Source organism: uncultured Methanobrevibacter sp. (genome assembly GCF_947169325.1).
Taxonomy (GTDB): Archaea; Methanobacteriota; Methanobacteria; order Methanobacteriales; family Methanobacteriaceae; genus Methanocatella.
The window spans coordinates 1-14,922 of record NZ_CAMVPN010000030.1; the positions used below are offsets into that span (position 1 = coordinate 1).

15 protein-coding genes, 1 tRNA gene and 1 other RNA gene are annotated in these 14,922 nt (G+C 36.5%); 13 read left to right on the top strand and 4 right to left on the bottom strand.

Going from position 1 to position 14,922, the window contains the following annotated elements:
* The 4 genes from Q0W26_RS05695 to frhB form a co-directional block, all read left to right on the top strand.
* Positions 1-932, top strand: a 932-nt coding sequence (locus Q0W26_RS05695) for a nickel-dependent hydrogenase large subunit (RefSeq protein WP_298523318.1), incomplete at its 5' end; no start/stop codon positions are given.
* Positions 933-950: 18 nt separating this feature from the next.
* On the top strand, positions 951-1,520 hold the full coding sequence (gene frhD / locus Q0W26_RS05700) for a coenzyme F420-reducing hydrogenase, FrhD protein (RefSeq protein ID WP_298523319.1): 570 nt from the start codon (positions 951-953) through the stop codon (positions 1,518-1,520).
* Positions 1,520-2,371: a coenzyme F420 hydrogenase subunit gamma gene (gene frhG / locus Q0W26_RS05705; protein WP_298523320.1), complete on the top strand. Its 852-nt coding sequence runs from the start codon at positions 1,520-1,522 to the stop codon at positions 2,369-2,371. The genes frhD and frhG overlap by 1 nt, the downstream gene beginning before the upstream one ends.
* A gap of 11 nt (positions 2,372-2,382) precedes the next feature.
* The gene (gene frhB, locus Q0W26_RS05710) at positions 2,383-3,234 is read left to right on the top strand and encodes a coenzyme F420 hydrogenase subunit beta (protein WP_298523335.1); all 852 of its coding nucleotides are present in this window, start codon (positions 2,383-2,385) and stop codon (positions 3,232-3,234) included.
* Positions 3,235-3,302: 68 nt separating this feature from the next.
* Here the strand turns inward: frhB and map are convergent, their stop codons facing one another.
* Positions 3,303-4,220 (bottom strand): type II methionyl aminopeptidase, encoded by a 918-nt coding sequence (gene map / locus Q0W26_RS05715; protein WP_298523321.1) that lies wholly within the window; start codon positions 4,218-4,220, stop codon positions 3,303-3,305.
* 99 nt (positions 4,221-4,319) lie between these two features.
* Between map and Q0W26_RS05720 the strand changes: the two genes are divergently transcribed.
* From Q0W26_RS05720 to Q0W26_RS05740, 5 genes are all read left to right on the top strand, one after another.
* Positions 4,320-4,727, top strand: a complete 408-nt coding sequence (locus Q0W26_RS05720) for a hypothetical protein (protein WP_298523323.1) — start codon at positions 4,320-4,322, stop codon at positions 4,725-4,727.
* An 8-nt stretch (positions 4,728-4,735) separates the two neighbouring features.
* Positions 4,736-5,263 (top strand): hypothetical protein, encoded by a 528-nt coding sequence (locus Q0W26_RS05725; RefSeq protein ID WP_298523324.1) that lies wholly within the window; start codon positions 4,736-4,738, stop codon positions 5,261-5,263.
* A 94-nt stretch (positions 5,264-5,357) separates the two neighbouring features.
* Positions 5,358-5,432 (top strand) — tRNA-Met (locus tag Q0W26_RS05730).
* 19 nt (positions 5,433-5,451) lie between these two features.
* Positions 5,452-5,735: RNase P RNA component (gene rnpB / locus Q0W26_RS05735), an RNA gene on the top strand.
* Between the two features lie 109 nt (positions 5,736-5,844).
* A complete protein-coding gene (locus Q0W26_RS05740) occupies positions 5,845-7,278 on the top strand; it encodes a TrkH family potassium uptake protein (RefSeq protein ID WP_298523325.1) in 1,434 nt (477 codons plus the stop codon).
* Positions 7,279-7,379: 101 nt separating this feature from the next.
* Here Q0W26_RS05740 and Q0W26_RS05745 read toward each other — a convergent pair whose 3' ends face one another.
* Positions 7,380-7,982 (bottom strand): TetR/AcrR family transcriptional regulator, encoded by a 603-nt coding sequence (locus tag Q0W26_RS05745; RefSeq protein ID WP_298523327.1) that lies wholly within the window; start codon positions 7,980-7,982, stop codon positions 7,380-7,382.
* Positions 7,983-8,009: 27 nt separating this feature from the next.
* Positions 8,010-8,618 (bottom strand): TetR/AcrR family transcriptional regulator, encoded by a 609-nt coding sequence (locus tag Q0W26_RS05750; protein ID WP_298523328.1) that lies wholly within the window; start codon positions 8,616-8,618, stop codon positions 8,010-8,012.
* Between the two features lie 329 nt (positions 8,619-8,947).
* Between Q0W26_RS05750 and Q0W26_RS05755 the strand changes: the two genes are divergently transcribed.
* The 3 genes from Q0W26_RS05755 (at position 8,948) to Q0W26_RS05765 (ending at position 11,668) form a co-directional block, all read left to right on the top strand.
* The gene (locus Q0W26_RS05755; protein ID WP_298523329.1) at positions 8,948-9,094 is read left to right on the top strand and encodes a hypothetical protein; all 147 of its coding nucleotides are present in this window, start codon (positions 8,948-8,950) and stop codon (positions 9,092-9,094) included.
* 177 nt (positions 9,095-9,271) lie between these two features.
* Positions 9,272-10,669 (top strand): carbon starvation protein A, encoded by a 1,398-nt coding sequence (locus Q0W26_RS05760; RefSeq protein WP_298523330.1) that lies wholly within the window; start codon positions 9,272-9,274, stop codon positions 10,667-10,669.
* Between the two features lie 57 nt (positions 10,670-10,726).
* Positions 10,727-11,668 carry a bile acid:sodium symporter family protein gene (locus tag Q0W26_RS05765; protein ID WP_298523331.1) on the top strand — a complete coding sequence of 314 codons (942 nt, stop codon included), beginning with the start codon at positions 10,727-10,729 and terminating at the stop codon, positions 11,666-11,668.
* Between the two features lie 219 nt (positions 11,669-11,887).
* Here the strand turns inward: Q0W26_RS05765 and budA are convergent, their stop codons facing one another.
* Positions 11,888-12,691 carry an acetolactate decarboxylase gene (budA, locus tag Q0W26_RS05770; RefSeq protein ID WP_298523332.1) on the bottom strand — a complete coding sequence of 268 codons (804 nt, stop codon included), beginning with the start codon at positions 12,689-12,691 and terminating at the stop codon, positions 11,888-11,890.
* Between the two features lie 188 nt (positions 12,692-12,879).
* Between budA and Q0W26_RS05775 the strand changes: the two genes are divergently transcribed.
* Positions 12,880-14,865 (top strand): ABC transporter transmembrane domain-containing protein, encoded by a 1,986-nt coding sequence (locus Q0W26_RS05775; protein WP_298523333.1) that lies wholly within the window; start codon positions 12,880-12,882, stop codon positions 14,863-14,865.
* The last annotated feature ends 57 nt before the right edge of the window (positions 14,866-14,922 follow it).

Genomic DNA, 14,922 nt, shown 5'->3' on the forward strand with positions numbered 1-14,922 from the left:
AAGCTGTCGCAGCAGCACACGGTATTAACAGTGCAGCAATTCACCACTTCTTAGTCGCTCCAGATATTACTGATGACAGTAATTTCGTAACTGCAGTCGACAGTGTAAGTGAAATCAGAAAAACTGTTCAATACGTTGTGGACATGTGTGCTGGTGAAGGAATCCACCCTGCTGATATCAGAGTAGGTGGTATGGCTAAAAACATTACTCCATTCACCAAAGAAAGATTAATCGAAAGAATGACAGCACTCAGACCAAAACTTGAAGCACACGTTGAATTGATTAAAAATCTCGTTCTTGAAGCTGGTTTACCAAAAGATTTAGGTGTAGTTAACCAACCTTTATTAGCTACTGATGCTACTTACGGTACCAACGAATTCGATATGGACGTATTCTCTGAAGTTTTACCTGAAGCATGGTATGATGACCCTGAAATAGGTAAAAGAGGATGTTCTGTTATCCCATTAATCAATGGCGAAAATGTTGAAACCGGTCCTAGAGCAAGAATGGAAAAATTCCAAGGATTCAAAGACAAAGGTGTAATCGCACAACACGTTGCACGTGCTGACGAAATGTTGAAAAACTACGACGCATGTATGGAAGCATTAGATGCAATCGACACATCCGCTCCTGCAAATGTAAGTTACGATAAAAGAGGAACTGGAGAACTTGGTTTCGGTGTTATCGAAGGTCCTAGAGGAACTGACGTGCACATGGCACAAGTTGTGGAAGGAAAAACCAAATTCTACTCTGCAATTGTACCAACAACATGGAACATTCCAACAATGGGTCCTGCAACCGAAGGATTCTCTCACGAATTCGGTCCTCACGTAATCAGGGCATACGACCCATGTTTATCCTGTGCTACTCACGTAATGGTAGTTGACGATGAAGACAAATCCATTCTTAAAAATGAAATGGTGAGAATCTAAGCAATTTGGAGGAATTTAATGCCTTATGATTCGGAGATAATTGTCATTGGCTGTGGAAATATCTTATTTAAAGATGACGGATTCGGTCCGGTTCTCATAAATATTCTACAGAAATATCTCGGTGATACTAATGATTATTATGATCCTGCTGTTACTTCATATGTAGAGGATGAATTTGATAAAGAGATTTTAGAACAAATTAAATGCAAATTTGAGGGTATTGAGTTACCTGATAGTGTTCAGTTCATCGATGGTGGAACTGCGGCTCCAACAAATTTCTTCCCATTATACGAAGAGTATGACTGGAAAAAACTCATCGTTTTGGATGTGGTGGAATTTAATGCTGAGCCTGGAACCGTAGATGTATTTGATCCAAATGTTATGCAAAAGGGAAAATATGACAATCCTCATGGAATGACTGTAGAAAATCCTCTTCAAGAAATCTCCGAAAAATGTGAAGTGGTTATTGTTGGATGTAAACCGGCAGAGATTCCAACTCCGGATGTAGATTTAGGTTTAACAGAACCTGTTGCAAAGGCAATTCCTGAAGCTATAGATATTATTTTAAAAGAAATTGGGGTAAAATAATGTTTGATAAATTGAAAAAAGCTTTCGGTGGATCAGCTGAAGAAGCTGCACCAAAAGTAGAGGAAAAAGTTGAAGCTGCTCCTGTAGAAGAAAAAGTTGAAGCTGCACCTGCAGAAGAACCTAAAGCTGCTTCATCAAAACCACGTATTGGATACATACACTTAAGTGGTTGTACTGGGGATGCAATGTCTTTAACCGAAAACTATGACATATTATCCACTGTTTTAACTGACATGATTGACATTGTATACGGACAAACTTTAGTTGACAAATGGATTCACGGTACTTACGCTGAAGAAATGCCAGAAATGGACTTATGTTTAATTGAAGGATCTGTATGTCTGCAAGATGAACACAGTGTCCACGAACTTTTAGAAGCAAGGAAAAAATCCGGCTTGATTTGTGCATTCGGTTCATGTGCAGTAACCGGTTGTTTCACAACCTTCGCACGTGGAGGTCAACAAGCACAACCTAAACACGAATCATTCTTGCCAATCAGTTCATTAGTTAAAGTAGATTTAGCACTTCCTGGATGTCCTGTAGCACCTGAAATGATTGCTAAAGCTGTCGTTGCATTATGCGAAGGCGACTTAGATTACTTGAAACCAGCAATGGATTGGGCTGCATGTGACAAAGGATGTGGCTGTGACGTATTAACCAACGTAATCCGCCAAGGATTATGTACCGGTTGTGGAACTTGCGCTCTCGCTTGTCCTACAAGGGCAATGGGCTTTGCTGAAGGTAGACCTAGCTGTGACAGAGACAGATGTATTAAATGTGGCTCCTGTTACATGATGTGTCCAAGATCTTGGTTGCCTGAAGGCAGAATTAAAAAGGAAACAGGATTATAGGAGGAATGGACATGCCATTAGGTACTTACAAAGAAGCATTATCTGCAAGAGCTACAGACAAAAAAATTCTAGATGTATCACAGGACGGAGGAATTGTTTCAGCATTGCTCTGTTATGCACTCGATGAAGGAATCATTGAAGGTGCAGTTGTAGCTGGAACTCCTGATGAAGACTGGAGACCAATTCCTACTGTAGTAACCTCCGCTGATGAAGTTATTGCAGCTGCAGGAACCAAATACTCCATGTCCCCAACTTTATCCGCATTAAAAGAAGCAACACGTCAATACGGATTAGAAAAAGTTGGTGTAGTAGCAACTCCATGTCAAACCCAAGGTTTAAGAAAAGCACAAGCTTACCCATTCACTAGATTCGTCGCTGAAAAAATCAAATTAATCATCGGTATCTACTGTATGGAAAACTTCCCTATGGCTTCTCTTGACACCTTTGCTACCGCAAAATTAGGATTTGACAGCTTACAAGATGCAACCAAAATGGACATTGGTAAAGGTAAATTCTGGTTAACCAAAGACGGTGAAGACTCTGGTTTAGCTATTAAAGAAACCCACGGATACGAACAAGCAGGTTGTAACATCTGTCAAGACTACGTCTGCGAATGGGCTGACGTATCAACCGGTTCTGTAGGATCTCCTGACGGATGGTCCACTGTTTTAACCAGAACCGATGACGGTGACAGCATATTCAAAGCTGCTGTATCTGCTGGTTTAATTGAAACCAAACCAATGGACGAAGTAAAACCTGGTCTTCCTTTACTTGAAAAATTAGCTAAAGGTAAGAAAGACAAAAACACTGCAGAACGTGAAAGAAGAGCTAAAATGGGAGTTAAAATCCCTGCAATATACTAATCTTCTTTCTTTTTTTCTTTTTTTTTAAAAATTAGTATAAAAATAGAAATTGAAGAGAATAATCTCTTCTAAATTGTTGTAACTATGCAACCTTCTTTTTCAACAATGATTGTATGTTCCTTTTGACTTACAAAGCAGTCCTTTTTTTCACGAAGCGGAGCATAAGGATAGATTGCCATTGCATCTGACAACTGTTTCAGTGCGATAGCGCCTTTTCTCTCACCGAACTCATCTGTAATCCATCTTCCTGAAAACGGAACATATTTGTGGTTGTGCTGGATGTATTTTAACACTCTTGTGGTGCTTTTCATTCGAAACGGCCTGTTTGCCATGTATGAGAAAATGTAATGGCCCGGAGCGTCATTTACGATTCCCTCGCCGTTGGTTGCAAAAGGTTCTATTGCAACGGCCTGGCCTTCCTCTAGAATGTAGTTGTCGTTATTGTCGTAATTAGGTATTGAGATGCCTGCATGCAAATTGTATTGCTCAAGGCTGTGTCCGCATAAATTGAATATCGGATTTAAATTGTACTCTGAAATCGCCTCATGAACTGCAGCGCCGATTTTTGATATTTCAACTCCTGCCCTTGCGGTGGCGATTGCCGCTTCAAGACCTGCTGCTGATGCTTCAACAATCTCTTCATGCAAATTGATCTCATCTTGAGTGTAGTTTTCATCAATGTTTCCATCAGCAATAACTGTGATTGCAGTATCTGCGATATGTCCATCAACCATTGCGCCTAAATCCAGTTTGACCATGTCTCCGGCCTTGAATGTGGTTTTGTCACCTGCAGGTGAAGTGTAGTGGGCCGCTATTTCGTTGATTGACACGTTGCATGGAAATGCAATTTCAGCACCGTTTTTTAAAATTTCGCTTTCCACATAATTTACTAAGTCTAAAACCAAAGCTCCATCTTTAATCATTTTTGAAGCTTCATCACGAATCTTTGAAGTAAGTTTTCCAGCCTCTATATAGGATTCCATCATATGATATTACCTTCTGTGTAAATAATTAATTTTATAATTGATAAAATTTATATAATAATATATTGTTAAACTAGTTTATATAAAATTGGAGGTTATCAAATGGATGTTCCTACAATACCTGACCAAATGTTCTATTTGATTATTCTGGTCATTGTTGCTATTGTATTGATTATTATTGTTTTCCAATGGAGAAAAGTCGCACAATCAAAAAACTCAATTTTGATGCTTGAAAAGGAAATTGAACTTAAGAAAATGTCCATGGTGGAAAAAGACATTGAATCTAAAAGATTAATGGACAATCCAATTCCATTACCACAAGAGCAACAGGACAGTCTTTCAGCTATCAGGCAATCCACAACTGAAGTGAGAAGCAACGTCGGTTACTTGCATTCAGAAATCAATGAAAGATTAGCCAGACTCGAAGCTGAGACTGAACAAAGAAAACTGGAAAAAATGCTTAAGGAAATCGAGGCTAAAGAAGCCAAACTCAAAAAGATGAATAAATAGGTGGTAGAATGGATGCTATGGAAGTAGTTGCAGTCATAATCTTAATACTTGCAATCATAATACTTGTTTATTACTATTTGCTTAATAGTCCTTCAACCATGGATAGGTTGCGTGGTTATGTGCCGACAAGTGCCGATGCACACATGAATGAGATTTTAGGCAGAAGCAGTGACAATTCAGGATATGACCTGTCCAAAGAGGAAGCGGACGGCGAGAAGGAAGAGTCCGAATCAATGGGCAAAAAGATTAAAATCAAATTAAGCGATCTTGATTCTGCAATCAGCACTGATGCCTTTTCCAATAAAATCGATGCATTCCTTGATGAAAAAAGCGATGAACTGATTAAGAATTGGTCCTTGGCTACAACAAACGATTTGGAAGAGCTTGAATCTAAATTCTCCGAGACCACTGCCAATGTTGACGATTTGGATAAAAGTTTCAAGGAATTTAAAAAATCCTCTGAAGAGTTCCAGAAAGTCACTGAAGACAGGCTCGACGATTTGGATAAAAGAATCGAATCATTAGAAAATAAATAATTTATTTTCTTTGATTTTTTTCATTTTATGCAAAGGTTTATATATTATCTAAACAATAATTATAATATAGTTTTATACTATTTTTTGTTTGTATAGCAGGGTGGGGTAGTCTGGTGATCCCGCGGGGCTCATAACCCCGAGATCCCTAGTTCAAATCTAGGCCCTGCTACTTTTAATTAATATTTTTGGCAAGTTAAAGACAGCTGCTGGTTTTTATAAACTAAGGAAACTCCGCCCATCAATACAGACTATGGCGTTGAAAAACGTATACTGAGAGGTATGACTCTGGAGCAGAAACGACACGGCTTTTAATGGTAGACGATGATATTTAATTGAGGACATTAAAAGAAGCGGTGAAACGGCCATTCCGTAGGATGCAAGAGCAAAGGTGCCGATGACAACCTGTATGAGGCAAGGTAGCACGCTAAGATGAATGCTGTTAAAAACAGAAGGTGGGTTACTCTTGACAGGCCATGAATATTAATTATTTTTTTTAGTTTCATTGATTAAACTTTAGGAATTGTAATTTATTTTATACATTGAATATAAATTTTTATATAGTTTTCAATTCCAATTATTTAATGATGAGATACGTAACCAAATCAGATTTGAAAATTGTTGCAAGAAACTCAGGCATTATCATGATTGGGATTGGAATAATGTGTTTGGTTCCGCTAATCATGGATACGATATATTTTGAATTTGATTTTGTCAGTTATATTCTTCCGGCATTGATTTCCATTGGTTTAGGTTATGTTTTCATGAGTTATTTTGATGGGGCAACTCAACAGATAAGGCTAAAACACGGGATGATGATTTCATCATTTGCATGGTTTTGGGCGGGAATCATCGGGGGAATTGTTTTTACCCTTGCGACAAACATTCCTCTTATTGACGGTATTTTTGAAAGTGTTTCAGCATTGACCGGAACAGGAATAACAATATTCGATAATGTCGAGTTGTTGCCTCATGGCATACTGTTTTTCAGAGCTCTGGAGCAGTGGATTGGAGGATTGGGTGTAATTGTCATAGTGTTGAGGTTTATATCCCGTCCGGGGTCACTGTCCTCAAGGTTGTATCAATCAGAAGCTCGTGATGAAAGATTAAAGCCAAGTATTAAGAACACTATTAAATTAACATTGGAAATTTATCTAATTTACACAGTTTTCGGGATAATTTTGTATGTATTGGCAGGAATGCCTCTTTTTGATGCAATCTGCAATACGTTCTGCATTATTTCAACTGGGGGTATGGCGGTTAAAAATGCAAATATCGGATATTACCAAAGTGATTTGATCTATCTGATTTCAATAATCATAATGATTCTTGGCGCTACAAGCTTTTTGGTGCATTATAAAATAATAAAAACGACAGGAAGAGTACTGATAGAGGATTTGCAATTCCAAATAATCATATCGGTTATAGCGGTTGTTAGTTTGATGCTTTATTATTTATCAGACATTATTCCGATGGAGTTAGTATTCACTGTAACCTCTGTTATAACGACAACAGGTGCCAATGTGGCTTCAGTAGATGCAATGGCAGGATGGCCGTCATTTGTAATAATATGCTTGATGGGCTTAATGTTGGTTGGAGGTTCAAACGGTTCTACAGTAGGTGCCATAAAACTTCTACGTACAATAATATTTTTCAAAGGAGCGTATCGAAATGTCAGGGAAATAATGTCTCCGATGAACAGGATAGTTCCGGTAAAGCTAAAAGGCAGTAAAATACCTGACGCTGAAATTGCACAGGCAGGAACCTTCATTACATTATATCTGATTTTCATATTCGTTACATGGGCATTGTTCTGCATGTTTGGATATGACCCATTCAAAAGCCTATTTGCAGCCATGTCCCTTCAGGGAAACAACGGTCTGGAATTGGGAATAATAAACCACACATTAAATCCTGTCCTGAAAATAGTCAGTATGCTGGATATGTGGACAGGAAGATTGGAAATATATCCAGTGTTGGTGCTTTTAAGAGCAGGATTTGAAATTTTTAAAAGATAATTGCCGTCAATTATTTTTTTTAGAGGAATGATGGTTGTCAGATATTGGAAATTCATTTAAAAATTTTGCGCTGCATCTTCAAAGATTAAAAAAATTAGTTTTCACTGGCATTCGATGGCTTGCCAGGTCATCTCAAAGTTTTTCTCGAAAAGAAGGTCAATATCCTCATTTGGGAAATCTAACCAAAAGCATTGAACTCCCATATACATGATGTACAATGTTTCGGCAATGTTTTCAGTTGTGAAGTCTTGTCTGATTTCATTTTTCATTTTGCCGTCTTCGACAAGGTCGTTTAAAAATATTCCAATATCCTTTCCTATTTGTGAAACTGTCCTGTTGACCTCATAATTGGAATATCCTGTTGCGGTTAAAAGAATTAATACAGTCCCATAATTGATGTTTTCATTGATGCTTTCAATTTCCACACCGTCTGTGAAGTGATGCAAAATATAAAGCAATCCGTCATGGATTCTCTCCTTTGTGGAACCTTCAAGAGGGATTTTATCAAAATCGATTTTCATATAATCAATTATATACTTTTGCATAATTGCTTCAAATATTTCGTTTTTATCTGAAAAGTGATAATATATGCCGCCTGTTGTCAGCCCGGTGCAATCTTGAATATCCCTAATTGAAATATCGATTGTTCCTTTCTCCAATATTAATTTCAGCGTTTTTTCAACAATCAAGTCCTTAGTGTTCATCTAACCACACAATGTTTAGTTAATTAATTATTCCCTGAATCTTATCTTTTCCCATTGCAAATCAAAATTATCTTCAAAGACAGAAACCATATCCTCGATTATATATGCCTCCCATTTATATGCAATTCCCATGAACATGTTAATTAATGAATCTGCAATGTCTTCGGTTGAGTAGTCCTGTCGGATTTGCCTGTTTTTTTGACCTTCCTCAACAATTTCTGTGAAAAATTCCTTCAATTCGTTTAGGAGGCTTTGGCATAACTCCTGGAAATCTTCATGAACAAATCCTTTTGCAGTCAAAATCGCCAATATGAATCTGTAGTCTATTTCATCATCAATCGATTCAATCTCGATTCCGGTTTGTTGTTCCTTAAAAATTTCGGCCATGGCATCGTGGATTTTCTCTTTTGCATTTCCCTTTATCTGCCTGAGTTCATCTATATTGAATTTGTAAAAGTTTAGATAGTATCTTTCAGTAACCTCATTAAATATCTCTTCTTTATTAGAAAAATGGTGATATATACCACCGATAGCAATTCCTGAAGCTTCACTGATTTCTCTAATTGAAAGGATGGAGTTTTGCTTTTCAATCATTAATTTTAAAGTTGTTTCTAAAATTAACTGTCTTGTATTCATACATCCAATATTTTTATATTTTATTGTTATTAAATGATGTAGAGAACGAACGTTCGGTAATGTTGGAAAATTCATATAACGAACGAATGTTCTGTATATTGGAAAACAGTAACTCATTTCACAGTTTTTGTTAATTAAGCAACAATAGTTTTATAAATCAATAAAAAAATAAATATTAATGAGAAAAATATTTGACATCTGCAATCAACATTATGTATGGAATTGATTGTTTTTGAAAAGATTAAGTAAAAGCAAACTAGAAGGTCGAATTTTAAAAAATAGGAGATTTCCGAAAAGGAAATGAAAATAATATTACGGAGGTATAAAACATGATGGATTTGATGATAATGAATGTTGTTAGGGTACTAATAGTGATTCTAATAATATATGCTGTGTTTAAAGGATTGAAAACATTATTAAAAATTGGAATAATCATATTTGTCATTTCTATAATATTGGGATTATTAGGATTCTAATTCCTAAGAGGCAAAAAATAGGGATATGATGAGAATATCAATAGTATCTGGATAAATGAGGCGCCAACAAAATTGAATGCTTTGGCAATGCTTTCATTTCCTAATGAGAAAAAATAGTTATTAACTGAACATTTCCACAAATTTGACATATCTAAACCTTAAATCAGAGGTATTATTATGTATAGCTTTATTATTTGTGTTTTGGCATTGATTGGCTCGTACTTTGTTTATGGAAATTTCATTGAAAGAATTTCAGGTATTGATGAAACTCAACAAACTCCTGCATTCAGACTGCAGGATGGCGTTGATTATATGCCAATGTCTAGAATAAAGAATTTTTTAGTTCACTTTTTAAATATTGCGGGTTTGGGACCTATTTTTGGAGCAATACAAGGAGCATTATTCGGTCCGGCAGCATTCGTATGGATAGTATTGGGCACAATTTTCATTGGCGGTGTTCATGACTTCTTCTCAGGATTCATGTCCGTGCGAAATGACGGATTTACTATGCCCAGCATTATTTCAAAATATTTGGGAGGTAAAGTCCAAAAGTTCATGGCAGTTCTTATTATCATTACAGGCATTTTTGTTTCAGCCACCTTTGCAAAAGGGGCTGCAGGTTTGCTCACGAACCTAACCAATATTGACATACTTATCTGGACAACACTAATATTCATTTACTTCTTGATTGCAACAGTATTTCCGGTTGATAAAATCATCGGAAGAATATACCCTGTTTTCGGAGCATTATTGCTAATCATGGCTGTGCTTATGATTGGAGCGTTGATCTTAAATCCGTCATACTCCATTCCGGAATTCACAACACAAGGCCTGTATTTGACTGACAAAAACATTTTCCCATATCTCTTTATTACAATTGCCTGCGGTGCCGTTTCAGGTTTCCACGCATCTCAATCCCCGATTGTAGCAAGATGCATTGAAAATGAGAATGATTCAAGGCCAGTATTTTATGGCGCAATGGTTTTGGAGGGTTTGGTTGCTCTTGTCTGGGCTGCAGTTGCAATGGCATTTTTCCACGGACAGCCTCAACTTGCAGCAATCTATGGTGCAACACCATCAGTAGGAGTCTATGAAATGGCAAAAACATTAGTGGGACCTGTCGGTTTGGTTTTAACCATTATTGGAGTTGTAATCTGTCCGATTACATCCGGTGACACTGCACTTAGAAGCTCAAGAATAACAATTGCCGATGAACTTCATCTAAACCATGAAAAACTGATTTCAAGACTTAAAATTGCCGTGCCATTGTTTTTAGTTGCATTCGGATTGACTTTTGTTGATTTCAGTCTGATTTGGAGATACTTTGCTGTGTCCCAATTAATAGTGGCCACAGTTGTATTATATGCTGCAAGCGCTTATCTTATCAATAATGACAAACCGTATATTGTCGCATTGATTCCGGCAATCCTGTGCACATTAATCACATTCGGATATATCTTGCAGGCTCCGGAATGTTTGGGACTGCCTTCAATGACGGCCAATGCGATTTCGGTTATTGCAACAGTTATTGTTTCAATAATATTTCTTAAAAAGTCAAAGAAGTCAATTCAATAATTTTCTCCTTTGATTTTTTCAACATGTTTTTAAGGTCCAAAATCAAAAAATTAGAATATGAAAGGGATTTTTGAATTCATCGAAAAATATTTTTTCATAGTGATATTGTTGGGGGTAGCTATTTCTCTAGTCTATCCAAATTCATTTAAATGGGTCTTAAGCGAATATAACGGCATCAACATTATCAATCTACTTTTAAGCATAGTTCTTTTTACAATGGGAACCACACTGAAAGCGGATGACTTCATTAATGTAATCAGAAATCCTAAGGCAATTGGAGTTGGAATTTCGGCACAATACATCATAATGCCCATTATGGCATTTGCTCTTGCAAGAGCGTTTTGCCTCGATACTGCTTTGACCGCCGGACTCATTCTTGTTGGAACCGTGCCTGGAGGAACGGCATCTGACGTCATTACTTTCATTGCAAAGGGAGATGTGGCACTGTCGGTTTCTTTAACTGCAGTTTCCACTGTGATTTCGCCCCTATTGACTCCAATAATCACATTATTGCTAATAGGCAATCAGATTCATTTCAATCCGATTGACATGTTCATTTCAATTGTTCAGATAGTCATTGTTCCAATCATGTTGGGGTTGATTCTGAATTACAAATTCCCTAATTTTTGTGAAAAATTAAAAGATTACCTGCCTACTGTATCCTCCATTGTGATTTGTTTAATCGTTGCAGGAGTAATCGGCGCCAACAAACAGGCTATTTTAACTTCATCTACTGTAATACTCATTGTCATTGTCCTGCAGTATTTCCTTTCAATGTTAATTGGATTTGGAATAGGACGCCTTGCAGGAATGAATAAAAAACAGATAATTACAGTAGCCATTGAAATTGCATTTCAAAATTCGGGTTTGTCAACCAGCCTTGCAAAAACCCATTTTCCAAACTTGTCCCAGGCAACAGTTCCCGGAGCGATTTATTCTGTCTGGCAGAATTTTGCAGGCTCAATTCTTGCCTATGCATTCAGGAAATATCAATCCTGACTATATTTTTTAAATTTCATGATTTAGACAATAATATATGTTGGAACAGGCATTGTTTTTGAAAAATACAATTAAATAATTAAATTGATAAAAAAACACAAATATTAGCATATTCTTATTGAAAATAACTTTGGATTACTGCATGATTCAAAAAAAGGATATGGATAGTTTAGTTCAAGTTATTTTTAATAAATAAAAAAAGGGAATAACTCAAAAGAGTTATTCTACACTGCTGATTTTATTTGTCATGTCTTCGGTGAAATTCATTTTTACAAATGTGTCATCTGTTGGAAGTATCATGTTGAATTCGTGGATTTCATCAATCTGGCCTGATCCGCTGAAATTATTGAATCCCAGGACGTGGCCTCCTGTTGCCTTATCATCAGACAGGAAATGAAGATGCCATCCGTGCATGTTCAACTCATTCATGTACTCTGGGAAATATACTGCAACAAGTGTTCCGGTCTGGTCAGTATGGTTGAATACCTTTTGGTCTACTTTTGCAACTTCAGTGAATTCCTTATATGGTTTTTCCTGTTTTTCAACGCTTCTAACGGTAATGTTTGAAAAATCACCTTTGATTTTGATTACATACATGTTGTTTACGCCATATTTTTCAATTTCCTTGTCCAATTGACATGTTAAGTCATCGAAATTCTTGGCAGTTATATTGGTTATTTTTCCATCTTCATCAAATTTGGTGATTGTGGCGAATGGTATGGTTTCATTATCCGGCATGACATTAATGCTTCCGTCAGCGGCTGCCTGATAGACTACACCGTCCAAAACTATCATCTCACCGTTTACTCCTTCAAATGTTCCAAGACCGATGTCACCATGTGATTTAAAATCCCCTACTGTGATTACTCCATTATATTCTCCATGCATGAAAGCCTGCATTAAAGAGACCTGATACATGGAATCATCATCATTATTGTTTAGAAGCAATGAATTCTGAGCGCTGACTGCTGAAACAGCAAGCAGACCCACTACAATTAATGCAAACACGATTTTTTTATTCATTTGATTCCCTCCTTATTGATTATTAAATTTAAATTTAATGGTTATTAAATGATGTAGAGAACGAATGTTCTGTTTGTGAAAATCAATATGAAGAACAAATGTTCGATTATATTTTGAAAATAGTAACTACATTTCATTTCATGATTTAGGGAATAATATATATTATTTTAAAAACTAAAATTAAATTCATGAGAAAGTTTTTGAAGGTTTCATTGAAATTCCAATGGAAGACAATATTGGTTATTTTCGCTTTGATAGTCATTCAGACATTCTTTCAAATGGAGATAATTGATTTGTTCAGCGCTGCTTTGACTGGAGTTAAAGAACAGAATATCGATTTGCTTGTCAAATCAGGATCATACATGCTGATGTATACGGTCATTTCAGTGATTGCCATTTATGTCATTTCCTATCTCTCAACAAGAGTGGCTTCAAATGCTGCATATACTGTCCGTGAGAAAATATTTCATATACTGATGAACTTGCCTGGTGAGGAACTCAAGCAATTTAAAATTTCAGGGCTGGTTACACGGTCAACCAGGGGGATGTCCTCAGAACAGGGTTTTATAGTGATAATACTCACACAATTAATGCTCGTTCCAGTTACACTCGTAGCAATTATTTATGAAATAGCACTGATTGATACGACTTATGCTATATTCTTCTTGGCATTTGTTGGAGTTCTTAGCCTGATTCTGATTTGGAGAATGAAACAAATTGTGAAAATATTTTTCAGAGCCAAAAAGACATACGGAAAACTGAACCTGATGTTTTTATCCAAAATCAGTGATATTGCAGGAAGGATTCCATTCAATAAACAGGAATATGAAGCCGAATTTGAAGAGGCATGCGAGAATTCCTATGACAAGAACGTCACCTATATTTTAAGCCAATATTATCTCGGGCCGGTATTGTTATGGGGTTTATATGCTATTGTTCTGATTACATTTGCAATGGTTAATTCCGGATACACCATTGGTTTTGAAACCGACAGTGTAGTTGATTCATTCGTTATTCTTATATATGTTGCCTACTTCGTCAGCACATTAACTTTCCTTCCGGCATTAATTGACAGGTGGCCACGTGCATATGCAACTTCCGTGCGTTTGGAGGAAGTCCTGAATCTGGAAGATAAAACTATAAAATCCAAAAGCGCTGATAATCCAAAAGCAATAGAGATTGTAGAGGAAGATGTATCCTGGCCGGATAAGGGCATATGGGCTGAAAGAAAGGAAATCTCTCAAAAATTCACTCTAATTTTAAAGGATGACAGGATTAAAGTAACACTATCAATGATTCTGCTTACGATATCCACATTGTGCATGGTTTATGCTCCTAAAGTTGCAGGAAAGACGGTTAATTTATTGAGTTCCAATATGAATTCATTCAACGATGCTGGCGTCTACTTTAACCTTGCCTTGCTTTTGGCATTATATTCTGCAGGCTATCTCTTAAAATTAACTCCAAAAAGAATCATGGGGATTCTCGGTGAAAAGGTGGCCTATAACTTAAGAATGGGATTATTTGACGGGATTGATGCTGTCGGACCCACTTTCATTAAGGAAAATTCAAAGGGTCTCATCATGTCCAGATTAAACAATGATGTGATGAACATCAGGGAGTTCGTCTCTTCCAGATTTTCTGAAATTTATGCGCAAATCCTATCGATAGTCCTTGTAATAGTGCTGATGATGATGACAGACTTTAGATTGGGCTTAATTTATCTGGCGATATTGCCGGTTTATATCATTTCCTTTTCTTTATGCGATTATAAATCTAAAGACTATTATGATGGTCATCAAAAGCATTTGGGCCGATTGATGAGCTATTTTGAAAGAGGCCTCTCAAATCGTGATGCATTCCATGAAAAAGGGTTTAAAAAACTAAACCAAACAGTAATTGACTATTATGCCAAATCCAGAAATGTTACTAATATTATGGGGCCTGTTACAACCCTTTTGACAAATGTAAGTAATATAACTGTTTATATGGCAGGCATTTACTTTTTATCAGTTGGTGAAATACAGCTGGGAACCCTATTGGTGGTTATCATGTATGGACAGTTATTGACCAAACCTATTAAAAAATTAAGTACATCTATGGCTTCCATTGAAACTGCATTTTCAAGCATCAAAAGAATCTTTGCGATTATTGACTATCAAAAAGAGGAATGATTTGGTTTAATCAGGTTTAGTGTAAAAAGGTAACTTATTAACCTTTATTTATTTTTT

Excerpts from the sequence above, each read along its gene's own strand:
- Q0W26_RS05745 (WP_298523327.1), bottom strand. The coding sequence starts at position 7,982 with ATGAACACTAAGGACTTGATTGTTGAAAAAACGCTGAAATTAATATTG.
- frhG (WP_298523320.1), top strand. The coding sequence starts at position 1,520 with ATGTTTGATAAATTGAAAAAAGCTTTCGGTGGATCAGCTGAAGAAGCT.
- Q0W26_RS05740 (WP_298523325.1), top strand. The coding sequence starts at position 5,845 with ATGATGAGATACGTAACCAAATCAGATTTGAAAATTGTTGCAAGAAAC.
- Q0W26_RS05755 (WP_298523329.1), top strand. The coding sequence starts at position 8,948 with ATGATGGATTTGATGATAATGAATGTTGTTAGGGTACTAATAGTGATT.
- Q0W26_RS05760 (WP_298523330.1), top strand. The coding sequence starts at position 9,272 with ATGTATAGCTTTATTATTTGTGTTTTGGCATTGATTGGCTCGTACTTT.
- map (WP_298523321.1), bottom strand. The coding sequence starts at position 4,220 with ATGATGGAATCCTATATAGAGGCTGGAAAACTTACTTCAAAGATTCGT.
- Q0W26_RS05720 (WP_298523323.1), top strand. The coding sequence starts at position 4,320 with ATGGATGTTCCTACAATACCTGACCAAATGTTCTATTTGATTATTCTG.
- Q0W26_RS05725 (WP_298523324.1), top strand. The coding sequence starts at position 4,736 with ATGGATGCTATGGAAGTAGTTGCAGTCATAATCTTAATACTTGCAATC.
- Q0W26_RS05775 (WP_298523333.1), top strand. The coding sequence starts at position 12,880 with ATGAGAAAGTTTTTGAAGGTTTCATTGAAATTCCAATGGAAGACAATA.
- Q0W26_RS05765 (WP_298523331.1), top strand. The coding sequence starts at position 10,727 with ATGAAAGGGATTTTTGAATTCATCGAAAAATATTTTTTCATAGTGATA.
- frhB (WP_298523335.1), top strand. The coding sequence starts at position 2,383 with ATGCCATTAGGTACTTACAAAGAAGCATTATCTGCAAGAGCTACAGAC.
- Q0W26_RS05750 (WP_298523328.1), bottom strand. The coding sequence starts at position 8,618 with ATGAATACAAGACAGTTAATTTTAGAAACAACTTTAAAATTAATGATT.
- budA (WP_298523332.1), bottom strand. The coding sequence starts at position 12,691 with ATGAATAAAAAAATCGTGTTTGCATTAATTGTAGTGGGTCTGCTTGCT.
- frhD (WP_298523319.1), top strand. The coding sequence starts at position 951 with ATGCCTTATGATTCGGAGATAATTGTCATTGGCTGTGGAAATATCTTA.